This is a genomic window from Rhodococcus sp. 06-1474-1B (assembly GCF_002258885.1).
GTDB lineage: Bacteria > Actinomycetota > Actinomycetes > Mycobacteriales > Mycobacteriaceae > Rhodococcoides > Rhodococcoides fascians.
This window is the reverse complement of sequence record NZ_NOYR01000021.1, coordinates 438,151-462,803: the sequence shown is the minus strand read 5'-3', so window position 1 is coordinate 462,803 and position 24,653 is coordinate 438,151. Positions and strand designations below refer to the sequence as shown.

Annotated in this window: 25 protein-coding genes, 1 pseudogene and 1 riboswitch; of the genes and pseudogenes, 19 read left to right on the top strand and 7 right to left on the bottom strand. The window is 64.7% G+C overall.

Annotated features, from left to right (window positions below; genetic code table 11):
- Positions 1 to 27 precede the first annotated feature (27 nt).
- Positions 28 to 121, top strand: a riboswitch (SAM riboswitch).
- A gap of 220 nt (positions 122 to 341) precedes the next feature.
- Genes CH266_RS09190 through CH266_RS09150 form a run of 9 tightly spaced genes read left to right on the top strand, consistent with a single transcriptional unit; the run spans position 342 to position 10,683 of the window.
- Positions 342 to 1,952 (top strand): ABC transporter substrate-binding protein, encoded by a 1,611-nt coding sequence (locus tag CH266_RS09190; RefSeq protein WP_441347042.1) that lies wholly within the window; start codon positions 342 to 344, stop codon positions 1,950 to 1,952.
- The gene (locus CH266_RS09185) at positions 1,949 to 2,929 is read left to right on the top strand and encodes an ABC transporter permease (RefSeq protein WP_094715133.1); all 981 of its coding nucleotides are present in this window, start codon (positions 1,949 to 1,951) and stop codon (positions 2,927 to 2,929) included. The genes CH266_RS09190 and CH266_RS09185 overlap by 4 nt, the downstream gene beginning before the upstream one ends.
- Complete coding sequence (locus CH266_RS09180) at positions 2,922 to 3,818, top strand: ABC transporter permease (protein WP_094715132.1); 897 nt, start codon at positions 2,922 to 2,924, stop codon at positions 3,816 to 3,818. Before CH266_RS09185 ends, CH266_RS09180 begins: the two co-directional genes overlap by 8 nt.
- Entirely contained in the window at positions 3,815 to 5,413 is a 1,599-nt protein-coding gene (locus CH266_RS09175; RefSeq protein ID WP_094715131.1) for a dipeptide ABC transporter ATP-binding protein, read from the top strand. The genes CH266_RS09180 and CH266_RS09175 overlap by 4 nt, the downstream gene beginning before the upstream one ends.
- Entirely contained in the window at positions 5,406 to 6,485 is a 1,080-nt protein-coding gene (locus CH266_RS09170) for an LLM class flavin-dependent oxidoreductase (protein WP_032388988.1), read from the top strand. Before CH266_RS09175 ends, CH266_RS09170 begins: the two co-directional genes overlap by 8 nt.
- A 2-nt stretch (positions 6,486 to 6,487) precedes the next feature.
- Positions 6,488 to 7,852 (top strand): NtaA/DmoA family FMN-dependent monooxygenase, encoded by a 1,365-nt coding sequence (locus CH266_RS09165; protein WP_094715242.1) that lies wholly within the window; start codon positions 6,488 to 6,490, stop codon positions 7,850 to 7,852.
- On the top strand, positions 7,849 to 8,589 hold the full coding sequence (locus tag CH266_RS09160; RefSeq protein WP_255175873.1) for a DUF1684 domain-containing protein: 741 nt from the start codon (positions 7,849 to 7,851) through the stop codon (positions 8,587 to 8,589). Before CH266_RS09165 ends, CH266_RS09160 begins: the two co-directional genes overlap by 4 nt.
- Positions 8,586 to 9,710, top strand: a complete 1,125-nt coding sequence (locus tag CH266_RS09155; protein ID WP_094715130.1) for an LLM class flavin-dependent oxidoreductase — start codon at positions 8,586 to 8,588, stop codon at positions 9,708 to 9,710. Before CH266_RS09160 ends, CH266_RS09155 begins: the two co-directional genes overlap by 4 nt.
- A 37-nt stretch (positions 9,711 to 9,747) precedes the next feature.
- Positions 9,748 to 10,683, top strand: coding sequence for an NADP-dependent oxidoreductase (locus tag CH266_RS09150; protein WP_094715129.1), 936 nt, complete (start codon positions 9,748 to 9,750; stop codon positions 10,681 to 10,683).
- Between the two features lie 23 nt (positions 10,684 to 10,706).
- On the opposite strand, the pseudogene CH266_RS09145 reads toward CH266_RS09150, so the two are convergent.
- Both CH266_RS09145 and CH266_RS09140 read right to left on the bottom strand, forming a co-directional pair.
- Positions 10,707 to 11,546 (bottom strand): annotated as a pseudogene (locus tag CH266_RS09145) (LLM class flavin-dependent oxidoreductase).
- Positions 11,547 to 11,565: 19 nt separating this feature from the next.
- Complete coding sequence (locus CH266_RS09140; RefSeq protein ID WP_094715128.1) at positions 11,566 to 12,585, bottom strand: aldo/keto reductase; 1,020 nt, start codon at positions 12,583 to 12,585, stop codon at positions 11,566 to 11,568.
- Between the two features lie 93 nt (positions 12,586 to 12,678).
- Here CH266_RS09140 and CH266_RS09135 point away from each other — a divergent pair, with 93 nt between their 5' ends.
- The gene (locus tag CH266_RS09135) at positions 12,679 to 13,269 is read left to right on the top strand and encodes a TetR/AcrR family transcriptional regulator (protein ID WP_032366694.1); all 591 of its coding nucleotides are present in this window, start codon (positions 12,679 to 12,681) and stop codon (positions 13,267 to 13,269) included.
- A 29-nt stretch (positions 13,270 to 13,298) separates the two neighbouring features.
- Here the strand turns inward: CH266_RS09135 and CH266_RS09130 are convergent, their stop codons facing one another.
- Positions 13,299 to 15,113: an FAD/NAD(P)-binding protein gene (locus CH266_RS09130; protein WP_094715127.1), complete on the bottom strand. Its 1,815-nt coding sequence runs from the start codon at positions 15,111 to 15,113 to the stop codon at positions 13,299 to 13,301.
- A 126-nt stretch (positions 15,114 to 15,239) separates the two neighbouring features.
- Between CH266_RS09130 and CH266_RS09125 the strand changes: the two genes are divergently transcribed.
- From CH266_RS09125 to CH266_RS09110, 4 genes are all read left to right on the top strand, one after another.
- The gene (locus CH266_RS09125) at positions 15,240 to 15,650 is read left to right on the top strand and encodes a nuclear transport factor 2 family protein (protein ID WP_094715126.1); all 411 of its coding nucleotides are present in this window, start codon (positions 15,240 to 15,242) and stop codon (positions 15,648 to 15,650) included.
- Between the two features lie 324 nt (positions 15,651 to 15,974).
- A complete protein-coding gene (locus CH266_RS09120; RefSeq protein ID WP_094715125.1) occupies positions 15,975 to 16,847 on the top strand; it encodes an LLM class flavin-dependent oxidoreductase in 873 nt (290 codons plus the stop codon).
- 12 nt (positions 16,848 to 16,859) lie between these two features.
- On the top strand, positions 16,860 to 18,206 hold the full coding sequence (locus tag CH266_RS09115; RefSeq protein WP_094715124.1) for an LLM class flavin-dependent oxidoreductase: 1,347 nt from the start codon (positions 16,860 to 16,862) through the stop codon (positions 18,204 to 18,206).
- A gap of 78 nt (positions 18,207 to 18,284) precedes the next feature.
- A complete protein-coding gene (locus tag CH266_RS09110) occupies positions 18,285 to 18,809 on the top strand; it encodes a hypothetical protein (protein WP_027494251.1) in 525 nt (174 codons plus the stop codon).
- A gap of 14 nt (positions 18,810 to 18,823) precedes the next feature.
- Here the strand turns inward: CH266_RS09110 and CH266_RS09105 are convergent, their stop codons facing one another.
- Positions 18,824 to 19,303 carry a winged helix-turn-helix domain-containing protein gene (locus CH266_RS09105; RefSeq protein WP_032366689.1) on the bottom strand — a complete coding sequence of 160 codons (480 nt, stop codon included), beginning with the start codon at positions 19,301 to 19,303 and terminating at the stop codon, positions 18,824 to 18,826.
- A 279-nt stretch (positions 19,304 to 19,582) separates the two neighbouring features.
- On the opposite strand from CH266_RS09105, the gene CH266_RS09100 reads away from it, so the two are divergent.
- Positions 19,583 to 19,996 (top strand): GNAT family N-acetyltransferase, encoded by a 414-nt coding sequence (locus tag CH266_RS09100; protein WP_080736226.1) that lies wholly within the window; start codon positions 19,583 to 19,585, stop codon positions 19,994 to 19,996.
- 18 nt (positions 19,997 to 20,014) lie between these two features.
- Here the strand turns inward: CH266_RS09100 and map are convergent, their stop codons facing one another.
- Positions 20,015 to 20,785, bottom strand: a complete 771-nt coding sequence (gene map, locus CH266_RS09095; protein WP_048316417.1) for a type I methionyl aminopeptidase — start codon at positions 20,783 to 20,785, stop codon at positions 20,015 to 20,017.
- A 103-nt stretch (positions 20,786 to 20,888) separates the two neighbouring features.
- On the opposite strand from map, the gene CH266_RS09090 reads away from it, so the two are divergent.
- On the top strand, positions 20,889 to 21,584 hold the full coding sequence (locus CH266_RS09090; protein ID WP_094715123.1) for a GNAT family N-acetyltransferase: 696 nt from the start codon (positions 20,889 to 20,891) through the stop codon (positions 21,582 to 21,584).
- Between the two features lie 2 nt (positions 21,585 to 21,586).
- Here the strand turns inward: CH266_RS09090 and CH266_RS09085 are convergent, their stop codons facing one another.
- Positions 21,587 to 22,258: an HNH endonuclease signature motif containing protein gene (locus CH266_RS09085; RefSeq protein WP_141214514.1), complete on the bottom strand. Its 672-nt coding sequence runs from the start codon at positions 22,256 to 22,258 to the stop codon at positions 21,587 to 21,589.
- A 162-nt stretch (positions 22,259 to 22,420) separates the two neighbouring features.
- Between CH266_RS09085 and CH266_RS09080 the strand changes: the two genes are divergently transcribed.
- The 3 genes from CH266_RS09080 (at position 22,421) to fgd (ending at position 24,126) form a co-directional block, all read left to right on the top strand.
- The gene (locus CH266_RS09080; protein ID WP_141214513.1) at positions 22,421 to 22,720 is read left to right on the top strand and encodes a hypothetical protein; all 300 of its coding nucleotides are present in this window, start codon (positions 22,421 to 22,423) and stop codon (positions 22,718 to 22,720) included.
- The gene (locus CH266_RS09075) at positions 22,717 to 23,049 is read left to right on the top strand and encodes a YidH family protein (RefSeq protein ID WP_027498497.1); all 333 of its coding nucleotides are present in this window, start codon (positions 22,717 to 22,719) and stop codon (positions 23,047 to 23,049) included. The genes CH266_RS09080 and CH266_RS09075 overlap by 4 nt, the downstream gene beginning before the upstream one ends.
- A gap of 63 nt (positions 23,050 to 23,112) precedes the next feature.
- Positions 23,113 to 24,126, top strand: coding sequence for a glucose-6-phosphate dehydrogenase (coenzyme-F420) (gene fgd / locus CH266_RS09070; protein ID WP_027498496.1), 1,014 nt, complete (start codon positions 23,113 to 23,115; stop codon positions 24,124 to 24,126).
- Here fgd and CH266_RS09065 read toward each other — a convergent pair whose 3' ends face one another.
- Positions 24,127 to 24,651: a nitroreductase/quinone reductase family protein gene (locus CH266_RS09065; protein ID WP_094715120.1), complete on the bottom strand. Its 525-nt coding sequence runs from the start codon at positions 24,649 to 24,651 to the stop codon at positions 24,127 to 24,129.
- Positions 24,652 to 24,653: the final 2 nt, after the last annotated feature.

Here is a 24,653-nt window from a genome sequence, read left to right as displayed (position 1 = left end):
GATGCTCTCGTAGTATCGGAAACTGTAGGACCATCCAGAGCGACCGAGAGACCTGGCTCTATGACGTCGCAGCAACCCCCCGCTCGTCGGGTGAGGGTGCTACCGCCGGGACCGATGGAGGATTGCACGTGAACACCCGAGTTGCCGCAGGCTTCGTCAACGGTTGCCGCCGTCTCCATGTCGATCTGTGCCGCCTCAACGGTTCGACCTGTCGCAGCTGACATTTCGTCACAACTCGTACTTCACACCTCACCTCATCATCTGCGCGCACTCCTTCCTGGGCACACCCAGCTCGGATGCGGGATCGTGCGCGCGATCGACCAGATATCGGAGACACCTACGTGTCCACTCGTCCTGCATTCCTGGTGGCCGGCCTGATCGCCACTGCAGCCACAGTCCTCGCCGGATGCGCCGGTGGTGCCGCCACCACGGCCGCCGACGCCGGTCCGGCCCAGCCCGGCGGAACTCTGCGTTACGGCTTGTCCGGGGCCCCGACCTGCTCGGATCCCGCCCAGTCCGGCACCAACCAGACCATCTACGTCACCCGTCAGGTCGTCGATTCACTCACCGATCAGAACCCCGAAACCGGTGAGATCGAACCGTGGCTGGCCGAGCGGTGGGACGTGGGTCCCGATGCGAAATCCTTCACATTCACGCTGAAAGACGGCGTCACCTTCAGTGACGGCACGGTGCTCGACGCGGCGGCGGTGAAGGCGAATTTCGACGCAATCATCGGCCTCGGCGCAGCGAAGGCACCGCTGGCGGCGAGCTATCTGACCGGTTATCAGAGCGCGACGGTGGTCGACCCCTCGACGGTGCGCATCGACTTCGCAGCATCGAATGCGCAGTTCCTGCAGGCGAGTTCGACACCTCAGCTCGGAATTCAATCCATCGCGACCTCCGCGCAGTCGGCCGAGTCGCGGTGCTTGGGTACCAATATCGGATCGGGACCGTTCACCTACGCGGACTACCAGCAGGACCGTTCAGTCACTCTGGGCAAGCGAAGCGGATACAACTGGGGCTCTGCGGTATTCGGTCACACCGGCGAGGCCTATCTCGATCGCATCGAATTCACCATCGTGCCCGAGTCGGGCGTTCGCACAGGAAGCTTGTCCTCCGATCAGCTCGACGCCGTCAGCGACGCGTTGCCGCAGGACGCTCCGCAGATCGAAGCGACCGGCGGCCGAATTCTGACCACCTCGAACCCGGGAGTCCCGTTCGGCATTCAGCCCAACGTTACGCGCGGTGCGTTACAGGATCCCGTCGTGCGGGCGGCACTGGTACCTGCCATCAACCGGCAGGAGCTCGTCGACACCGTACTGGGGCCCGATTTCGAGCCGGCGACCAGCGCGTTGGCCAGTGCGACACCGGGTTACACCGAACTAGCCGGAGTGACCTACGACCCGGACAATGCCAAGGCGTTGCTCGACGCGGCAGGGTGGATTCCCGGATCGGACGGAATCCGTGAAAAGGACGGGCAGAGGCTGAGTTTCGAGGTCATGTACTCCGCAGTGTTCGCTGGCAACCAGGCGATCCTGGAGTTGACGCAGCAGCAGCTCCGTGCGGTGGGCGTCGACCTGCAGCTCGAGTTGGTCTCGACGTCCGAGGCGACAGCACGTCAGGGCACCAAGGACTACGACTCCACGTACTACAACAGCACCCGCGCCGACGGCGACATTCTGCGCACCACGTTCGCCGTGGACGGACGTAACCTGAACGCGCGCGGCCCGATTCCCGATCTGGATGCATCGCTGACCGATCAGCTCTCGACCACCGATCTAACGGCGCGCAACGACAGCCTCGCCACCGCTCAGCAGCAGGTGCTCGACAACGGACTGTGGATCCCCACGATCGAACTGTCGCAGGCCGTCGGCGCGGCGTCGAAAGTGCAGGACCTGAAGTTCGAGGCCTCCGCTCGACTGCAGTTCTTCGATACCTGGCTGAGCGCATGATCCGGTACCTCGGGCAGCGCGTACTGCAGGCAGTGGCAGTGCTGTGGGCCGCGTTCACCATCTCGTTCGGCGTGCTGTTCCTGCTGCCCTCGGACCCGGTCAGTCTCGCTGTCGACTCTGCCGGTTCGGGCACACCGGTCGACGCGGCGGCCGTCACAGAATTGCAGGCCCGCTACGGTTTGGACCAGCCGGTGTGGGTGCAGTACTGGCATTCGCTGTCTGGGGCTGTGCAGGGCGATTTCGGATTGTCCATCGCCACCGGACAGCCGGTGACGACGGCGATCCTCGATGCCGTGCCGAGCACGCTCGGCCTCGCAGGCACCGCACTGGTATTGGCGGTCGTGTTCGGGTCGGCACTGGCGTACGCTGCGACGTACACCCGAACGCCGTGGCTCGAGAATCTGTTGTTCGCACTCCCGCCGCTCGGGGTGGCTGTACCGACCTTCTGGGTGGGACTGCTGTTACTGCAACTGTTCTCGTTCCAGTTGAGGTGGTTCCCGGCCTTCGGTGACGCGGGAGCAGCTGCGCTGGTGTTGCCTGCGGTCACATTGGCACTGCCGACCGGTGCGGTCATCGCTCAGGTGTTGGCCACCAGCATGTCGACTACCTGGAAACAGCCGTTCGTCGATGTCGCTCGCGCCAAGGGCGTCTCGCGACTACGGGTGCAGACGCGGCACATAGCGCGGCTGTCGTCCATCCCGGCTTTCACGATCGCGGGTGTGTTGGTGGGGACGCTGCTCGCCGGATCGGTCGTCGTCGAGACGGTGTTTTCGAGGGCTGGAGTGGGACGGCTGACCCAGACTTCGGTATTGGCCCAGGACATTCCGGTGGTACAGGGCATCGTGGTGCTGACCTCGCTGGTGTTCGTTGTGGTGAACCTGGCCGTGGACCTGCTGTATCCGCTGATAGACCCGCGCATCGTGCGCGAGTACAAGCCTGCGCGCGCAGTCGCGGAACCGGAGAAAGCTCATGTCTGACATTCTGATTCGTGACCGCGAGGTTCGGACAGCGGCGTTGCTCGAGGCAGAGCCGGTGCCGTCGACAGCTCGGCGTCGCCGGGTTCTGACGGACGCCCTGAAGCACCTGTGGCTTGCCTTGTCCGCGCTCGTGCTGCTGCTCGCGCTGGGATTCGCACTCTTCCCCTCCGTGTTCGCGAGCGGAGACCCGTTGGTGGGCGTGCCCGCCGACAAGCTCCAGGCCCCCAGTACGGCACATTGGTTCGGCACCGACAACATCGGCCGTGACGTCTTCACCCGCGTGGTGCACGGCTCCGGCCTGTCGTTGACCGCGACACTGCTCGCCGTCGGGATCGCACTGGTCGTCGGATCGATCGTCGGCCTGATCTCCGGGGCCGTCGGGGGACTCGTCGACGCCGTGCTGATGCGCATCGTCGATGTGCTGCTGTCGATTCCGACACTGCTGCTGTCGCTGGCTCTGGTCACTGCGCTCGGTTTCGGAACCGTCAATGTCGCCATCGCCGTGGGGGTCACCCTCATCGCCAACTTCGCCCGGGTCATGCGGTCGGAGGTGTTGCGTGTGCGTCGATCGCTGTATGTCGAGGCGGCGTACGCCTCGGGTGTGCGATGGTTCGACGTCTTCCGCCGACACATCCTCCGCAACTCGTACGGTCCCGTGATTGCCCTCGCAGCAGTCGAATTCGGTATGGCGGTCCTGGCGGTCTCGGCGTTGAGCTTCCTGGGATTCGGCGCTGTTCCGCCTACACCGGAGTGGGGATCGCTGATCTCCGAGGGTCGGAACTTCCTCGCCACCGCGTGGTGGATGACCACCTTACCGGGCCTGGTGATCGTGGCAGTCGTGCTGTCCGCGCACCGTCTCGGGCACGCACTCGAGAGGCGATCCGAATGAGCCCCATCCTCGAAGTCGACAACCTCTCGGTCGGTTACGGCACGACGACGGCCGTGCGCGGAATTTCGTTCACCGTCGAACGCGGCGAGGTACTGGCCGTCGTAGGCGAATCCGGTTCGGGAAAATCCACCACGGCCCACGCGGTCATCGGCTTGCTGGCCGGCAACGGCCGGATCCGAAGTGGCTCGGTGACCTTCGACGGCCGGCGCCTGGACACCGCGTCGGACAAGACGCTGAATCGCTTGCGCGGTAGGCATATCGGGCTCGTCCCGCAGGATCCGACCACCTCACTTAACCCCGTCGTACGCGTCGGAGACCAGGTGGCCGAGGTGCTGCGTGTGCACGGGTTGGCAGATCGGCGTACCGCGAAGCTCGAGGCGATCCGCATTCTCACCGACGCGGGCCTCGACAACCCCGAGGTGCGGGCACGCCAGTACCCGCAGGACCTGTCCGGTGGGCAGCGGCAGCGGGTACTGATCGGTATCGCTCTCGCGTGCCGCCCCGAACTGGTGATCGCCGACGAACCGACCAGCGCCCTTGACGTCACCGTGCAACGACGCATCCTCGACCATCTGGACGCCCGAATTGCCGAGACGGGTGCCGCAGTTCTGTTGATCACGCACGATCTGGGCGTTGCGGCCGATCGCGCCGACCGGCTGGTCGTCATGAGTGGTGGTGAGATCGTCGAAACCGGTCCGACTGCAGAGGTGTTGGCGAACCCCACCCATCCCTACACACAGAAGCTGCTCGCGGCCGCGCCGTCTCTGAGCTCGACGCTCCGTCCGGCCAGGACGGGTGCGGGCGATCCGATTCTGTCCGTCTCGTCGGTGTCGAAGCGTTTCGCCATCGGACGAGGCGTTCACCTGGATGCGGTGCGAGACGCCACGATCACGGTCGAGCGGGGTCGAACCGTCGCTGTCGTCGGCGAATCCGGTTCGGGGAAGTCCACCCTGGCGCGTATTGCGATCGGCCTGGAAACACCCTCCGCGGGCACGGTCACGTTCGACGGAATCGATGTCACCGGCCTTCGTGGCACGGCGAGGCGGGAGCTGCGGCGTCGAGTCCAGATCGTCTATCAGAACCCGTACGCATCGCTGAACCCGAAGTTGCGCGTCGGCGAGATCGTGCGAGAACCGCTGGACGCGTTCAAGATCGGGACCTCCCGGGACCGCTCGGCGCGTGCCGCGGAACTGCTCGACCAAGTGGCTCTGAGCAGTGACCACCTGGCGCGACGCCCGGCCGAGTTGTCGGGTGGTCAGCGTCAACGCGTCGCAATCGCTCGGGCACTGGCGTTGGCACCGGAGGTGGTGGTGCTCGACGAGCCCGTATCGGCCTTGGACGTCTCGGTGCAGGCGCAAATTCTTTCGCTGCTCGGCGATCTGCAATCCGAGTTCGGTCTGAGCTATCTGTTCATTTCGCACGACCTGGCCGTGGTTCGCCAGATCAGCGACACCGTGGCTGTGATGCAGTCGGGTGTGATCGTCGAATATGGCAGCACCGCTTCGATATTCGACAACCCCCAGCAGGAATACACCCGCGAGTTGCTCGCGGCCATCCCAGGAACAGCGACACAGAGAGTGGGTACCGGTGTCTGACAAGCTTTTCGTCACGGCAATCGAACCGAGGGGAACCGGCGCACATCCACAGGCGTGGCGGCGACAGGATTCTCGCGCCGAGGAAGTGTTCACCGCGGCATTCTGGATCGATCAGCTTCGCGCGGCAGACCGGGCCGGGATCGATCTGGTCTTTCTCGCAGACTCCTTCGCTTCCCGGACCCTCGAGGCGGTTGCCGTGGCAGCCCGGGCTGCTGCGCTCACCGAACGCATCGGTTTGATCCCCACGGTCACCGTCACCCACACCGAGCCGTTCCACATCTCGAAGCAGATCGCGAGTCTGGACTTCGCCTCACACGGTCGCGCAGGTTGGCAGGTCGAGGTGTCCGGCGGCGCGGAGCAGGCAGCACTGTTCGGGCGTAAGGGCGAGCAGGACGAAGAGAGCCTGTGGCAGGAGGCCGACGAGGCCATCGAGGTCGTCACTCGGCTGTGGGACAGCTGGGAGGACGACGCCGAGATTCGAGACGCTGCGACGGGTCGGTTCGTCGACCGAGACAAGTTGCACTACATCGACTTTCAGGGTGAGCACTTCTCGGTCAAAGGGCCGTCCATCACGCCGAGGTCACCTCAAGGACAGCCGCTGGTAGCAGTGCGCGCCCACTCCGCCGAATCCACCGCGGTAGCGGCCGCCAGAGCGGACATCGTGCGGATTGCTGCAGACTCGATCGAGGGCGCAGCTGCCCTCGCGGCGCGTGTTCGACGGGCCGTCGTGGCCGAGGGCCGCGACCCGGTGGACGTGTTCGTGCTACTCGACGTCGAGACCTTGGTGTCGGAGACCGCGGCCGAAGAATTGGCGCAGCTCGACAACTGGGCAGGCCGGGTACGTACGCCGCAATCGCTGCAGTATGTGGGCGACGTTGCCGGGCTGAACTTGCTTCTCGGAGCGGCCGAATCCGCGGGTCTGGACGGGGTCACTCTCGTGCCGCTCGCGCTTCCGTCGGGAGTGAAGACACTCCCGGCCACGGACAGCAGAACGGGAGCGACGGTGCGTGAGCGCCTCGGCCTGGCTCGTCCGACAAATCGTTTTGCAGCACCCGAAAGGAACAGTCGGTGACGATCTCGAAGCGGACCAAGAAGCAGATCCACCTCGGCGCGCATTTCCCTGGCGTCAACAACACCACCGTCTGGACCGACCCGGCGTCCAAGAGCCAGATCGAATTCGATTCGTTCGTCCACCTGGCCGAGTCCGCAGAGCGTGGGCTGTTCGACTTCTTCTTCCTCGCCGAAGGTCTGCGATTACGCGAGCATCGCAACAAGATTCACGATCTCGACGTCGTCGGCCGCCCGGACACGCTCACGGTGTTGAACGCGTTGGCATCGGTGACGACGAAGCTCGGACTCGCCGGGACGATCAACACCACGTTCAACGAGCCCTTCGAGCTCGCCAAGCAGTTCTCTTCGCTGGACCACCTGTCCGACGGGCGCGCGGCGTGGAACATGGTGACCTCGTCCGACGCGTTCACCGGAGAGAACTTCCGACGCGGTGGCTACCTCGACCGGGCCGACCGCTACGTGCGAGCGAACGAGATCATCGACGTCGCCCGAGAGTTCTGGGATTCGTGGCAGTCCGATGCGTTCGTCGTCGATCGGGATCGAGGTGTCTTCGGCCTAGAATCCGAGATCCGCACGGTCTCGCATTCGGGTCCGCAATTCGATGTGACGGGCCGCTTCACGTTGCCGCGCAGTCCGCAGGGACACCCGGTGTTGTTGCAGGCCGGCGATTCCGACGAAGGTCGTGAGTTCGGTGCGGCCAAGGCGGATGCGATCTTCACCATCCACGGGACGCTGGAGGACGGGCAGAAGTTCTACACCGACGTCAAGGGAAGGTTGGCCAAATACGGCCGCGAGCACGCCGACCTGAAGGTGCTACCTGCCGCCACGTTCGTCCTCGGGGACTCGGCCCAGGATGCAGCCGAGAAGGCCGACCACATACGGCACCAACAGGTCAGCGGCAAGACGGCCATCTCGTTTCTGGAGCAGGTGTGGGGACGAGACCTGTCCGACTACGACCCGGACGGACCGTTGCCCGACGTCGAGCCGAGCGGTGACGTGAGCATCACCCGTGGTCGCGCTCGCCACGGTGACCCGAGAACCCTTGCGCAGCAGTACCGTGAGCGTGCCGAGGCCGAGAACCTGAGCATCCGGGAGCTCATCATCGCGGTGACGACCCGGCAGCAGTTCGTCGGAACGCCGGCACAGGTAGCAGAGGACATCGACAGCTACGTCCAGAACGATGCGTGCGACGGGTTCATCCTCGTCCCGCACATCACGCCGGCCGGACTCGACGAGTTCGTCGACAAAGTCGTCCCACAGCTGCAGGATCGCGGTAGTTTCCGTACCGAGTACACCGGGAACACGCTGCGTGATCACCTCGGTCTGCGTCACCCGTACCAACAGCGTGAAGGAGTGCGAGCATCGTGAGTGAATTCGAGCAGGACTGGAAGCAGTGGCACGCGGACCGGGAAGCGTCCTACGGCGATCCATTGGGATGGTTGTCGCTGACCGGATTGTATTGGCTCACCGACGAGTTGGAGATTGTTGCCGATCTGCCCGGTCGATGGCGGGCCGACTCGGACTCGGTGACCGTCGAGGGGGTGGACGGTGTTACGACGCTGAATCCGGTGGAGGGTGCGCCCGGGATCCTCGTCGACGACGGTGAACGCCGTATCGAGGTCATCCGCCGCACCGGCGCGGTGGCGCTACGGGTCCACGATCCGAAAGCCTCGACCCTGCAGTCCTACAACGGAATACCGGCCTACGAACCCAGCGAGGAGTTCGTGGCCCGCGCCACGTTCACGCCCTACGACGCCCCGGTCACCGTGACGACAGGTGCCGTGGTCGAAGGTCTCGAACACCACCACACTGCGGTGGGCACCCTCGATTTCGAGCTGGCCGGTACGGCCCAGCAGTTGGTTGCGTTCGGCGGCAACGACACTGGTCTGAAGGTTCTGTTCACCGATGCCACGAGCGGGGTCACCACGTACCCGGCAGCGCGGATCCTTGCTGTGGCGGAACCCGAGGGTGGCTCCGTGGCACTCGATTTCAACCGAGCGGCGAACCTGCCGTGCGCGTTCACCGACTACGCGACGTGCCCGGTCGCGCCGGCGGAGAACCGGCTGACGGCGGCTGTCGAAGCAGGGGAGAAGACGCCCGGATGACGCGCGTGCCGCTGTCCGTTCTCGACCTGGCACCGATCAGCGCTGGGTCGAGCACTGCTCAGGCGCTCCGAAATTCGCTCGATCTGGCACGACAGGCCGAAGAGTGGGGCTACGAGCGCTACTGGGTTGCCGAGCATCACTTCGTCGCTGCAGCCAGTTCTGCGCCTGCCGTACTGGTGGGTTTGATTGCGGCTGCCACCAACCGCATTCGTGTCGGATCGGCTGCGGTCCAGCTCGGTTTCACGACAGCTGCTGCCGTAGTGGAATCCTTCGGAACGGTGGACGCGCTGTATCCGGGTCGTATCGATCTTGGTGTGGGTCGATCCGGGCAGCGCAGAGCAGCAGCCCTGACCGGTGCACAGCAGGCTGCGCCCGAGCACGCGGTGTCAGCGGAACCCGGTGGACTGTTTCCAGTGGCGCCCGCTGCGGCGACCCCGCGAACGACCCCGCTGCTGGCTGCGTCTCTGGCTGCGCTGCAGCAGCCACACGCTGAGGTCCCGGAATTCGTCGATCAACTCGACGACCTTGTTGCGCTGCTTGCCGGTAGCTACGAGCGCGACGGGGTGCCGTTGACGGCACGCCCGGGTGCCGGGGCCGATGTGGCGCTGTGGCTGTTCGGCAGCAGCGCTGGGCCGACTGCCCGGGAGGCCGGTGCCCGCGGTCTGCCGTTCGCGGCGAGTTATCACTTCAGCCCGGGGACGACTCTCGAGGCGATCGGCGAGTATCGCCGTGCTTTCGTGCCGTCGGCCCGGTTGTCCTCGCCGTACGTGGCGGTGTCGGCCGATGTGGTTGTTGCAGAATCGGATTCGCGCGCCCGAGAGCTTGCAGCGTCCTTCCCGCAGTGGGTGCACAGCATTCGCAGTGGTCGAGGTGCAATCGAGTATCCGGACCCTACGAGGGTGACACCTCTGACCGACGAGGAGTACGAGCTCGTCGCGGATCGAGTGAGCACCCACATTGTCGGATCCGCGGCAACGGTGTCGGACACGTTGGAGGAGCTGCAGAAAGCAACCGGCGCGGACGAACTGGTGCTCACCTCGGCGACGCCCGACCACGCGGACCGGCTGCGCTCGTACGAATTGCTCGGTAGGGAATGGGGACTGCCGCGCCTGCGGATATGAGCGGAACATTTGCGTCGTGGTGACCGTTGTACCGCGCATGACACGAGTTGCAGTTGCAGCGTCCTACGGTGGACCGGACGTCATCGAGATCGTCGAACGAGAGCTGCCTGAACCGTCCGAGGGCCAGGTTCTGGTCGAGGTCAGGGCGATCGGCGTCAACCCCTTCGACTACAAGAGCTACAGCGGCGCCTTCGGTACCGACGGGTCGAAGCTTCCGATTGCGTTGGGCAGCGAGGCGTCGGGCATCGTGGTGGCGGTCGGAGGAACCGTCGAGGGCCCGGTCGGTCCTGTCGCCGTCGGCGACGCGGTGGTTGTCTCCGGCCAGAACGGTACGTACGCCGAGCGAATTCTGGTTCCCGCGCGGTTCGTGTTTCCGAAGCCGGAAGCCCTGGACTGGAACGTTGCTGCGGGTGTACTCGCCGTGGCTGGAACGGCCTACGACGCACTGGAATCCGTCGGTGTCGAGAGCGGAGACACCGTTCTCGTGCACGGGGCGGCGGGCGGCGTCGGGTCCGTGGTGGCTCAGCTCGCTCTGGAGCGCGGGGCCACCGTCATCGGGACTGCGCGCCAACAGAACCACGACGCGCTCCGGTCCTACGGTGTCGAGCCCGTCGAATACGGCGACGGACTGATCGACCGGGTACGAGCAGCCGCACCGAATGGGGTGGATGCGGCAATCGACACGGTGGGCACCGACGAGGCCGTCGACGTCTCTCTCGAATTGCTGACGGACAGAGCGAGATTGGTCAGCACGGCCGCCTTCGGGCGAGCTTCGGCAGACGGGTTCCTCACCGTCGGTGGGCCGGTGAGTATGGAGCGTCGACGCCTCGCATCGCCGGTGCTGCTGGAGCAGGCAGGTGCAGGCGTATTCGAGGTCACGGTCGCCAAGACGTTTCCCCTCGCCGATGCGGCGAGAGCGCACACAGAGCTGCAGTCGTCGCACCCGCGCGGCAAGTTCGTCCTGATTCCTTGACGAGAACCCCGGGGCAGAACGCTTCACGAGCTCGTGCTCGGAGCGATGAACTCCTCGGTCACTCTCTGCGCGATGCCGTCGGGATAGGGGCCGGGGAGGATGAGAACGACATGATCGAATCCGGCGGCCACCGCGTCGCCGATGTCGTTTCTCGTTCTCTCGGGTTCTTCGAACGACACCCCGAGCGCGATCGATCGTGTTATCGCCCCTGGATCGCGCCCGATCTCGGCGCAGTACCGGTCCAGTAGTCTGCCTCTGTCCAGTGCGTCGGCCAGGTCCCCACCGGGAATGTTCCATACGCCGGCGTGTTCGGCGACGAGGCGCAGCACTCCTGCCGCCCGGCCGCCGATCACGATCGGCGGGCCCGGTCGCTGAATCGGTTTCGGATTCTGGAACGCCCCGACGTGGCTGCCGTGAAAGTCGAAGGGTTCGCTCTCGGTCCAGAGCCTACGAATCAACGTGAGCGATTAACCCAGTCGCGCAACAGCATTCGCGGCGTCGCTGTAGGGCAGCCCGCTCCCGTCGTACTCCCGTCTCGCCATCGGCACGCTCGGCCGTGATCCGGCACCGATGCCGAAGTCCAGCCGCCCGTCCGAGACCGTGTCGACCGTGACGGCGATCTTCGCGAGAACCGCGGGTGGACGGATCCGATTGCTGGTGACCATGATTCCCAATCGCAACCGCTCGGTACGAGCGGCCAATGCGGACAGCATGGTCCAGCCTTCGAAGATGGGGCCGTCGAGGTCGCCGCCGATGGGCATGAGGTGATCGAACAGCCACGCGTGCTCGATTTCCGGAATGCCGTCTGCCTCGCGCCACACCCGGAGCAGGTCGGCGTAGGAGACGTTCTGGGGAGGGATCATGATCCCGTAGCTGACCATGTCAGCGTCTCCGCAGGGAGGCGTCGAGCAGTGCCGGCGGGGTGTCGAACTTGTCGTCCGGCGCGAGATCGACTCCCGGAGCTACGATCTCGTCGATCCTGTCGAGGACATCGGCCGGGAGGACGGTGTCGGCGGCAGCGAGCTGCGAGTGTAGGTGCTCGACGGTACGCGGCCCGACTATCGCGCTGGTGACTCCCGGATGAGCCGTCACGAAACCGAGTGCGAGTTGGATCAGTGTCAGTCCGGCTTCGTCGGCAACGCCAACCAGTTTCTCGACGGCGTCGAGTTTGGCCCGTCCCGTGGGAGTGTCCGTGCCGAATCGCTCGGGCATCATCGCCGCGCGGTTGGTGGTGGCCTCTCGCCCGGCCCGGATGGCTCCGGAGAGGAAGCCGCCCGCCAGGGGACTCCACGCGAGAACGCCCATTCCGTACTCCTGCGCGACCGGGAGGACGTGGGATTCGATGCCGCGCTGCAGGATCGAGTACGGCGGCTGCTCGGTGACGAACCGCCCGAGACGGTGCTCCCGTGCGGTCCACTGCGCCTGCACAATTCGGTAAGCCGGATAGGTGGAGGAGCCGAAGTATCGAATCTTCCCGGCACGCTGCAGATCTGTCAGCGCCGAGAGGGTTTCCTCGTCGCTCGTGGTGGGGTCCCAGCGGTGTATCTGGTAGAGGTCGACGTGATCGGTACCGAGTCGGCGCAGACTGTTCTCCAGTTCGGTGACGATCCAGCGGCGGGAGCTGCCCTGATGATTGCGTTCGTCGCCCATGGGGTTGAACACTTTGGTGGCCAGCACGATGTTCTCGCGCCGACCTTCGATCGCCTTGCCGACCATTTCCTCGGATTGTCCCTGGCTGTACATGTCCGCGGTGTCGATGAGGTCGATACCGCCCTCGAGTGCGGCGTCGACGATCGCGGTTGCCTCGTCTTGCGTGGTGCGTCCGATGGCACCGAAGTTCATCGCGCCGAGCGAGAGAGTGCTGACCTGGACGCCGGTGCGTCCCAGTGTGCGGTACTGCATGGGGATCTCCTTGTGGCCTCTGGAGGGGTTACTCTGCGAGTAAGCGGAACAACGTTCCGTAAACAAACATACGGAACGTTGTTCCGTTTGTCGATGGCTGGAGGAACAGTGACCGAGGCCGAAGCCGAGCAGCCCAGAAAGCGGGCGGATGCGAGGCGCAACGAAGCGACCCTGCTCGACGCAGCGGCGGCTGCGTTCGTCGAGTCGGGAGTAGAAGTCCCGGTGCGCGATATCGCCAGGCGGGCCGGCGTCGGCGTGGGAACCATCTACCGGCACTTCCCGACGCGGGGCGACCTCGTCGTCGCCGTCTTCCGACATCAGGTGGAGGCCTGCGCCGTCGCCGGTCAGGAGCTTCTCGCCGGCCGCGAATCACCGCACGCGGCGTTGGTGCTCTGGATCGATCGGTTCGTCGACTTCCTGGTCACCAAACACGGTCTGGCCGAGGCCATGCAGTCGGACAGCGCCGGATTCGAGACCTTGCACAGCTACTTCCTGAACCGGCTGGTTCCGGTGTGCGAGTCATTGCTCGACGCCGCTGCGGACTCGGGGGAGATCGCCCCGGGGCAGACCGCATTGGAGTTGATGCGGGCGGTCGGCAACCTGTGCATCGGTCCCACGGACAGCCGCTACGATCCCCGCAAGATGGCGCGGGTGCTGATCGCCGGACTGCGCATCGCGCCGTGATCCGGTCCGTTGTTCGGCCGACCGACGGTTCAGCGGCTGTGCCGCAATAGTTCTGCCGCGAGCTGGTCGTTGTGTCGGAAGAACCCGGCGTTGGTCCTCGGCCGCGGAAAGGCGCTCGACCACGTGTGTCCGGCGACCCATGGACCCACCGCGTAGCGGTTCTCGGCAACCTCTCCCGACGCGGTGATCAATCGAGAGCGCCCGTCGACTGCTACTTTCGCCGCGCTGTGCTCGGTGGCGCGGATGTCGGTGATGTCGCCGCGCGCATGGAGGGTGCGAAGCAATGCGTCTCCGGCGGCGGCGATCGATGCGACGGGTAAGCGCGCGTCGATCAGAGTGTCGGCGTGCACCACCACATCGTGTGCAGAGCTACGGGCGATGAACGACCCGTTCTCCGGGGAGAAGGTGACATCGGGGCCGAGGAAGTGAACGATGTCCGCCCGGCTGAGGGCCAGGAGTTGTTCGAGCCGTTCCGGTGGCGGACCGCTCGCGACGAAACTGAAGAACGAGTGCAGCCACCCTTCCACATCGCCTGCGACCGACTGCGCCGGAATACGCCCGCGTCGCAACAACTCTCCGATGGTCATGTACACCGAGAGCAGCGCCGTGAAGACGGCGGCATCCGAGCTGTAGTAGGGATCTGCTCGACGACGAAGGTCCGCCTCGATGTAGGTCTGCAGCTCGGTACGTACCTCGTCGAGTCCCTCGAAACGCCGTCCGGCAAAGGGTTTGTCGAGCCGTGCCAGATCGATGCGGTCCTCGTCCTTCGGAACGAATTGCTCCACGAAGGCGGTGAGTTCCTGCGATCCCCAGGTGATCTCGCTCAATCCGATCTCGAACTCCGTCCAGGAGCCGACTGTTCGCTCGGGGTGGGCCGTGAACAACTCGGAGTAATGAGCCCAGGCCAGTTCTTTGGATGCGAGCGGCCAGATTTCGTCGCGGAAGTGCAGAGGGCCGTGGCCGGGGAAGGCGTCGGCGGTGAAAAACTTCGGGAGGGGCGGGCGCGCCGCGGCGATGTCGTAGGAGATCTTCGCGTGGTACGGAACTCCGCGCCGCGAACCCGCATAGAGAAGCGGTTCGCGGCCGGAGGCGGTGTACTCGAGCACGCCGTCCGCGTTGCGGGCGAACGATCCACCGCGAGTTTCCGCGAGCAACACCATCCAGTCGATGAATGCCAATCCGAGCCCGGCAATCAGCACCGGTTCTCCCGCAGGCACTCGGCTGGGATCGAGATCTGCGGTGTATCCGGGGCCGATGTACGTCAGCCCATGGGTTCGGGAGAACTCATCGAGCTGTGATTCACGGTGCGATGCAAGCGCATCCGGATGTCCCTGTGCCAAGAGCACGGCATCGGCGCGGATGGTCGATCCGTCGTCGAGTAGCAGTACCTGGTCGGCGGTCAGGTCCGTCACCCGTGCTCGATGAACGTGAACGTGCGTGTCGGTGTCGGCAACGGCGTGCTCGAACACCCAGCTGAGGTAGCGACTCTGTAGAGTCCGCGACGCGAAGGAATGCGGACCGAAATCGCGCAGTTCGTCGCGCAATTCGGGGTCCTGGCGCAGGGTGTGGGCATGTTCCAGAACCCACTGCGCCAGCGTCGGACCGGGGCGGATCGGACCGTCGACGACGGTGGTGTCGTCGGTGAACATGGTGACGTCAGCGGCCACCGAATTCATCCACAGCAACGGTGGTTGACTGCTACGCCAGATGCGACCGGCCCCCGGAGGGAACGGATCGACGACGTGGATGTGCAGCTCCGCATCGGACCGGCGCGCCAGCAATCGTTCGAGTACACCGGTGCCGCGCGGACCCGCACCCACAATGGCGATAGTGAACGATTTCACCGGCGGCCCTCCATCTGACACTGTCCCGCTACGACAAGTATGCACACGCCGAAAGTCGTTGCTGCAGCGGCAAAAAATCACAATGAGCGAATGTCTTGCGTCCTGGCGGTCGGCTACCCTTGCTCCATGAACTCGTCCGCGGACCACTTGGTCGAGCAGTACCTCGATGCACTTCGACGGGCCGACGTCGATGCGGTCCTGACTCTGTTCGCACCCGGTGCGGTTGTGCACTCGCCGCTGTACGGACCGACGCCCGCATCCGACTTCTATCGCGCGCTTTTCGCGGACACCTCGGGTGCGACGCTGACCTCGAAGGGCGTCGCCGAAGGTCGTACGTCCGAAGGCGCTCGACTCGTCACGTTCTGGTTCCATTTCGACTGGAGACTGCCCTCGGGTGTGGCGGCCCCGTTCGACGTGGTCGACGTCGCCGAACTCGACGAGAACGGACGCATCTCTGCACTGTCCATCGTCTACGACACCGTGAATGTGCGTCCGGTCTTCGAGCGCGAAACCGGGTCCTCATGGAGGTCGACGTAGGTCGCACGACCTGATCGGTGACAGTAGAGAGGTGGTCCGGGCCCGCAAAAGCGGTGACCTCGTGCTGACACTGCGCGTCTACGTACCGGCATCTACGTCGTTCGAATCAGCGTGATCGCAACGGGTGTGCTCTACAGCGGATGAACCTAGGGTCCACGTATGACCTGGCTGAAAGCACTGGCAGCGGCGCTGATCGATCGACTCGGAGCTCACCCTGCCTGCACCGCCGCGGCGCTGGACTTCGGAACTCGTGGTTGAGCCGTCCGGTGAAGATCGTCGGTACAGGAAGCAGGAACACGATGAGCGCAAAGGGCTGAACCGAGGATGACCGAGACGTTGTACTTCGCAGTCGAACTCGACGGGTTCGACGAGACACCCGCGCTCCTGAAGCAGAACGTCGCCGACGCCGAACGCGCCGGCTTCACCCTCGTCACCTTCGGTGATTCGCTGGTCTCCTCCCGCGAGCGCCTCGATGCAGGTACTCGTGCGGCATTCGTCGCCTCCACCACGTCCACCCTCGGCCTGGCACCCACGGTCCACACTCTGACGACCGAACCGTTCTTTCTCGCAACACAACTCGCGAGTGTGGACCACGCCTCGCACGGCCGCGGGGCCTGGGTGGTCGGTGTCGACAACAGCGCGGACACTCACGCGGCTGTCGGATCCGAGGTCCGCTCCGAGACCACCGCCGAAGTGCGGGACGTCATCGACGTGGCGCGGCGGCTGTGGGATTCGTGGGAAGACGACGCCGTCGTTCGAGACGCGGAGTCCGGCCGGTATCTCGATCCCGCTCGCGTGCATCACGTGCGTTTCGAGGGCGAATTCTTCGACGTCGTAGGGCCACTGATCACTCCTCGTCCGCCGCAGGGGCAGGTCGTCGTCATCGGCGACGCCGACCTGGGAGTCACCGATCTGCTCGATGTCGCACTCGTACGCGGGGACGGGATCAGCGAGCAGGCCGACACCGCTCGCCGCGACGGAGCCGCGCTGGTGTTCGCCGATATCGACCACCTGTCGAAGGCCGAGGCCCTCGCCGGTGTCGTCGACGGCGTCCGGCTGCACCTCGGTGGTGCGGCGTTGAAAGAGCTTGCGGTACCGGCACATCTGATTCGTCGACCGACGCCGGGACTGTCGCTGCGGGAGAACCTGGGGTTGCCGCGTCCGGTCAGCCGCTACGCCGCGGCTGCGCACGAGTAGAGAAGAGCTGTCATGGGCATCATCGACCATCACCCGGACACCGGCGCACCGTTCGACCCGAACGCGCAAATTCATCTGGGCGTGTTCTATCCAGGGATCGGCGCGCAGACGGTCTGGGAGGATTCGCACGCCCCCGATCAAGTGGCCACCGACACGTTCGTCGAGGTCGCCGTCACACTCGAACGCGGTTTGTTCGACGCGTTCTTTCTCGGGGACGGTCAACGTATCCGAGAGAACCGTGGCGACATTCTCTCCACCGACATCGCCGGCAGGCCCGACGCCATCACGCAACTGGCGGCTCTGGCGTCGGTGACCGAGCGCATCGGACTTGTCGCGACCCAGAACACCACGTACAGCATCCCGGTGGAGTTGGCTCGTCGGTTGGCCAGCCTGGACGCGCTGTCGGACGGGCGCGCCGGATGGAACATCGTCACCACCGACAACGCCTGGACGGGTGAAAACTTCAGGCGCGGTGGGTGGTTGGAGCACGAACGCCGTTACGAGCGCGCCACCCAGGTGGTCGAACTGGCGAAGCAGTATTGGGCAGGTTCTCCTGTGGAGTTCCACACCGATCTGCTCGAAGCGGTTGCGGCACCCAACGTTCGGTCCAGTGTGCAAGGTGGGCCGGTGCTGTTCCAGGCCGGCGATTCGCCGGGAGGACGGGACCTCGCAGCCCGGCACGCCGACGTCGTCTTCTCGGCCAACAACGCCTACGACGCAGCGGTGGCCTACGCCAAAGATCTACGTGCCCGGACGGTCGCCTACGGCCGACCCGCCGATGCCGTGAAGATCTTGCCCGGGGTGACCGTCGTACTCGGCGATACCGAAGCCGAGGCCGAAGAAAAGGTTCGGTGGCTTCGATCCAACGCGCACAACGGTGTTCGAGCCATCGCCTTTCTCGAGCACTATTGGGGCAAGGACCTCTCGGCGTACGACCCGGAGGGCCCACTACCCGACATCGATCCGGTGGACGCCGAGCTGGATCCGTCACGCGGCACGCTGTCCATCGACGCTCGGACCGGCAAACTGACTCAGATCGCGCAATGGCGAGCCCTCTCGGAAGAGAAAGGGCTGTCCATCCGAGAGTTGGTGCTCGAAGTGTCGCCGGCGTCGCGCTTCCACTCGGGAACCCCTGCGGCAGTGGCAGACCACTGGGCAGCCCTCGTGCGTCACCGTGTGGTCGACGGCTTCAACATCAACCCGTACCACTTGCGCGACGCCATCGGCGATCTGGTCGACAAATTGGTCCCGGCATTGCAGGAGCGAGGGGTGTTCCGTACCGAATACACCTCGACGACGTTGCGGGGACACCTGGGCCTCGACGGTGGCGCTGCTTCCGACCGTGCACGGGCGTCGTAGCGAGCTGGGCACATCCCCATCTAACGATCAGGTCTCGGGTGAGGTCGTACGAGGTGTTCGACGCTCTACCATGGGCCTATGACTGCTGACCCGACCACGCCTGCACCGTCGACCAGCTCGGCGAATTGGAAGCGGCGCGGCATCCTGCTCGGTGCCGGCGTCGTTCTTCTGTTGATCGCTTACTTCGTTCTGGCGGCGTTCCTGCCGCGGTGGTGGAGCCTGCGCGTCGAGAGCCTGGCGGATCGCACGTTCACCAAGGGAATTCTGTGGGGCCTGCTGTTCGGAATCGTCTGCACGTTCGCGCCACTGATGTTCTTCTGGAGTGCGTGGTCGGTCCGAAAGGGTAGGGCGGGAAAGCAGTTGGCGATCGGATCGGTGATTCTCGCAGTCGTCACCGCCATCCCGAACCTGCTGACTCTGACCATCGTTCTGGGTACCAGCAATGCCGCCCACGCCGGCGAACGCACCCTCGATACCAGCGCACCCGGCTTCCGCGGCGCGACGGCACTGGGCGCGATCATCGCGGTGGTTCTGGTCGCGTTGCTCGTGTTCGTGGTGGTACGGCGCAACCGTCGACGTCGAACAGCAGCACTGACGCGGTAGTCGTGTAACTGATCTCAGGCGCTGCGCAGCACCGACGGCTCGGTGATGACGCGAATTCCGGGCTCGGGGTCGAATCGGTAGCCGGTGCCGCGGACCGTCGTGATCAGTCGGCCGTACTGCCCGAGTTTGGTTCGCACCCTGGAGAGATGGACGTCGACACTGCGGCCGCCGTTCGAGTCACTCAGCTCGGATCTGTTCACCACGACACGAGGATGCTGGGCAAGATAGGCGAAGATCTCGAACTCGGTGTGGCTGAACCGAACGCTCTTGCCGGCGAGAACCACATCGCGCGCGGGTAGGTCGATGACAAGGGGAGCGTTGAGTTCGTTCACCCGGACGTCGAAACGCGTCAGGATCTTGGCATGTGGTGCATAGCTTTTGGCGGCGACGCGGAGAGCATCGGCGAGGGCGTGCAACTGCGGTCGAGTCAATCCCTGCAAGGATGACGTCCCGGAATCGGAGATGCGAAGAACGACGGTCGCTTCGGTGCTCATGGCTGTGGCTCCTGTGACAAGTGTCGACTGTGACAAGTGCTGTCGACGGTGGGGAGGTCGGATGGTCAGCGTGGGCAGCGACAGTTCGTGTTCACGCTGTCACAGTGCACGACGACGACTGGCCGCACCAGCGATAAACTCACCGTGATTGCAGCGGTTGACGGCGGCCCGTAACGCGTGGTCCGATCGAGCGTGACCGATGTAGCGCAGTCCCGAACAGACCTCGTCACCCGCGCCGTCGACTGGAACCACCCCGACGCCGAATCGCTCCGTGCCGCAATGGCATCGGAGGTGGGTCCCCGATACGCGGACCGAGCGGCCTTGATGGCGAAGACGCAGGCCAATGCCGTGAACGAAGGCGACGTGCATCGCACGTTCGTCGTCTATCGGTGCGATGCGCAGAACGTCGAGCAGGCCGTCGGGCATGCCGCTCTGCGGTGGAACGGCCCCGACCTCGAACTGAAGAGAATGTTCGTTCATCCTGATCACCGTGGGTCGGGAGTCTCCACCGCGCTGCTGCAGGCGTCCGAGAATGCGGCCCGCGACCAGGGATTGCGGCGTTTGATTCTGCAGACCGGTGATCGTCAGCCCGACGCGGTGCGGCTGTACGAGAAGAGCGGCTACACCCGCATCCCGGTGTTTTCGCCGTACGAACTGCTGCCGTTCTCCAACACTTTCGAGAAGCGTTTGTGACTCCTTACCGACGCAGAATCACGAACGTAGGGTCATGATTTCGGCCCCGCTGTCGGTGATGACGACGGTGTGCTCGCTGTGCGCGGTGCGGCAACCGGTGGTGCTACGCAACGTCCACCCGTCGGGGTCGGTGACCAGCTCATCGGTATCCGCCATCACCCAGGGCTCGAGTGCCAACATCAGGCCGGGGCGAAGGCCGTAGCCGCGACCGGGCCTGCCGGTATTGGATACGTGCGGATCCTGATGCATCGTCGATCCGATTCCGTGACCACCGAACTGAACGTTGATGGGATAGCCGGCTTCACGAAGAACCGTCCCGATGGCGTGGGAGATATCGCCGATCTTGTTGCCCGGACGTGCCGCGGCGATACCCGCGGCCAACGCTCGTTCGGTGGCATCGATCATCGCCAGGCTCTCTGCCGGCTTGTTCTCGCCGACGACGAAACTGATGGCCGAGTCCGATGCCACGCCGCCGAGGATCACGGCAAGATCGAGGGTCAGCAGATCGCCGTCGGCCAGGTTGTAGTCGTGCGGCAAACCGTGCAGCACAGCGTCGTTGACCGACGTGCAGATGTAGTGGCCGAACGGTCCGCGCCCGAAGGACGGCGCGTAATCGACGTAGCACGACGTCGCCCCCGCCCCGAGGATGATGTCCTTGGACCATTCGTCGATCTCGAGCAGGTTGGTGCCGACGGTCGCGCGGTCGCGGACGGTCTCGAGAATTTCGGCGACGAGTGCACCGGTTTCACGGGCAAGGGGAATCTTGCTCGGGGGCAGGATTTCGATCACGGAATGCCTTTCGGTTCGATGCGAATAACTATACCGGTATAAGTATTGGTGACGGAGTGGGTCGTGAGCAACTGACCGAGCCCGACATGGGACGCTGACCGACGTGTCTGTTCACCCTCTCCACGATCCCATTCGTACCTCCCTCGGTGGTCCGCTGTCGCGGTTTGCGATCGCGCGCGGCCGAGTGATTCGCGCTGATCCCCAGGTCTCGCCCTTTCTGGCGCATCCCGACGTTCTGCAGCCACGGGATTGGGACGACATCGCAGTGCTGTTCGGGCCGCGGAGCATCGTGGGATTGCGGGGGCCGGTGCTGGATGTGCCTGAGGGGTGGTCCGTGGTCGACAGCTTTGGGATCGTCCAACTCGTGGGCACCGAACTCGAGACCCGGCCGTTGGCCGAGGCGGTAGAACTGACCGCCGACGATGTGCCCGAGATGCTCGATCTCGTGCGACGCACCGAGCCGGGCCCGTTCCTTCCTCGCACCCGCGAACTCGGCACGTATCTCGGTATCCGACGAGGCGGCGCACTGATCGCGATGGCAGGCGAGCGCATGCGTCCGCCGGGGTGGACCGAGATCAGCGCAGTGTGTACCGACCCGGCTCATCGCGGACAGGGCTTGGCCACCGAGCTGGTCCGCGCGGTCGGTCACGGTATCAGGGCCCGAGGCGACGAGCCTTTCCTGCATGCCGCCGCGACGAACATCCGCGCTATCGAGCTGTACCTCTCCATCGGATTCTCGCTGCGCCAGACCTCGCAGCTGACGCTGGTGAGAACACCGGAACGAGCGGCCGACGTCTGAGGTCAGAAGGGCGGCTCCTCGTCTTCTTCGTTGGTCGATTCTGGTTCGGAGGTCGGGTTGTCCGGTGGGTCGGGGTAGGCGATGATGCCGGATCGTCTGGGTTGGGTGGGGATGTGTGGCCGGAGGTCGTTGCCGATGATGGGTACGGCTGTTTCGTTGGCGGGCAGGGTGATTCGGGTGGTCTTCGAGGTGGAGGTCCACAGGATGGCACCGCCTGGGAGCATGACGGCGGTCCAGTAGCCTGCGGTTTTGACGCTGTGGTGGTATTCGCAGAGGCATTGGAGGTTGTTGACGGTGGTCCAGCCGCCGCCGAGGGGATTGGCGTGGTCGAACGGGATCGCGTGGTCGAGCTGGCAGCGTGCCGCGGGTCGGTGGCAGCCGGGGAAGCGGCAGTGGCGATCGCGTAGTCGGGCCGCTGCGGAGGCAAGGGAATTCCGACGCCGTTGCCGGGTGTCGGGATCGACAGTCGGGTCGGGTGGGACGTCTGTGGTGGTCGAATGAGGTTGTAGTGCAACCGAACCCGTATCCGAACGCAGCTGCGGGCTCGGACCTGCATCCTCCGCGATGCAGGTGAGGTGGAAGTCGTAGCAGGCAGCGATCTTTCGGGCCGCATGCCGATTCTCTTCCCGCGCGGCAGTGATCAACGCATCCAACGACACCACTGGTGCAGCCATTTTTCACCCCCCGGTGACCCCCAGTTCAGAACGCGCGTTCGAACTGAAGAAAGAGTATCTCGACCCGCCGACAGGTTCGAGATGATGGTTGCGAGAGCGTGCAGAGCAGGCCTACCGTTAACTATGCGAACAACATCCACGGTCCACTACGACGACGGTCTCGTGCGCGTGGACGATAGCGGGGTCACGTTGCGGCACTACTACTTTCCGTTCGCGATCGAGAAGTTCGTTCCCTACTGCGACGTTCGCGCCGTCGACACCGCCGTGCTGGGCAACTGGAACGGACGTTGGCGGCTGTGGGGCGCGTCGACAACCGACCAGTGGCTCCCGCTGGACGTCATGCGTCCGAAGAAGGACACTGCAGTGGTGCTCACCATCCGCCGCATCTCGCCGGTCTTCACCCCCGACGATCCCGAACTCGTTGCCCGACTCATCCGCGAACGCATCACCGCTCCAGCGTGACGCGCCCCGACGAGCGGTTCACCCTCGCCAGTGAACGCACCTTTCTTGCCTGGCTGAGAACCTCGCTCGGGTTGCTCGCCGGCGGGATCGCAATCGTTCACCTGGTTCCTGGGTTCAGCACCGGCTGGGTTCGCACTGCACTCGGCCTGATTCTCATCGGCCTCGCGGCCGCCGCACCCGTCATCGGACTGCGGCGATGGATGCGAGTACGCGCCGCCCTCGAGAGCGGAGCGCCCATGCCCGAGTCCCGGGACCTGTGGATCTTCGCGGTTGGCATCGGCGCAGTAGCAGTATTGGCTGCGGTGGTCACTGTTCTGGGGATCCAGTAGCACACCGCCAATCGCCACAGGTGCACAATCGAAGTACTAGACGACCAACGACAGGAGTTCGGCGTGGCGCAGGGTCTCAAGCTCGGGTACAAAGCATCGGCGGAGCAGTTCGGGCCGCGGGAGCTCGTCGAACTCGGTGTTCTCGCCGAGCAACACGGTATGGACTCCGCGACTGTCAGTGACCACTTTCAACCGTGGCGTCACGAGGGCGGTCATGCCCCGTTCTCTCTGGCCTGGATGACTGCCGTCGGCGAGCGCACGAAGACGATCCAGCTCGGGACGTCCGTTCTGACGCCGACGTTCCGCTACAACCCGTCGGTCATCGCGCAGGCGTTCGCCACGATGGGCTGCCTGTATCCCGGGCGCATCATGCTCGGAGTGGGAACCGGTGAGGCGCTCAACGAGATCGCCACCGGGTTCACCGGCGAATGGCCGGAGTTCAAGGAGCGTTTCGCACGACTGCGGGAGTCGGTTCGCTTGATGCGCGAGCTGTGGCTCGGCGATCGCGTCGACTTCGAGGGCGAGTACTACACGACCAAGGGCGCGTCGATCTACGACGTCCCCGAGGGCGGCATCCCCGTCTACATCGCGGCCGGCGGACCCGTCGTCGCGCGATATGCGGGACGCGCGGGCGACGGCTTCATCTGCACGTCGGGCAAGGGCATGGAGCTCTACACCGACAAGCTCCTCCCGGCTGTCGAAGAGGGTGCAGGCAAGGCGGAGCGTGACGCCGGCGAGATCGACAAGATGATCGAGATCAAGATCAGCTACGACACCGATCCCGAACTGGCACTGGAGAATTGCCGTTTCTGGGCTCCGCTGTCTCTGACGCCGGAGCAGAAGCACTCCATCGACGACCCGATGGAGATGGAGAAAGCCGCCGACGAGCTGCCGATCGAGCAGGTCGCCAAGCGTTGGATCGTGGCTTCGGACCCGGACGAGGCCGTCGAGAAGGTCAAGCAGTACACCGACGCCGGCCTGAACCACCTGGTGTTCCACGCGCCCGGACACGACCAGAAGCGCTTCCTCGAGCTGTTCGAGAAGGATCTGGCACCGCGCCTGCGCAAGCTCGGCTAGTTACGTCGAAGTGCGGGGACCGGCCGAGAGTGCGAACAATCGCATGTCTCGGTCGGTCCTTGTTTCGTACTCGCCGTAGACCTCGACCATCGCGTCGAACTGTCGGTAGATGCGCGCCTTCTCGTCGCCGGTGATTCGGGTGGCTGTGACCGGTATCTTCCTACCCCCGATCGTGACGACGGCCTTCGGATCGGCCAGAAGATTCGACGTCCATGCCGGATGGTGTCGTTGGCCGAAATTGGATCCGACGACGAAAATCCGATCACCCTCCCGGTAGTACAACAGCGGACTCGTCCTCGGCTTACCGGATTTGCGTCCGGTGGTGGTCAACAACACCACCGGAGCAGCGATCGGTCCGAGGACGGTGAATCGGCCGTTCGACTTGGTCAACAACCAGCGGTCGACGCCTGCGAGGTTCCTGATCACCCACGAACCGGGCTTGGTCGACGCGAACTTGACGGCGGGCTTGCGGATGAACGATGTCTCGCTGCCCCAACGAACATCCGGAAACGGTGATTCGGCCATGG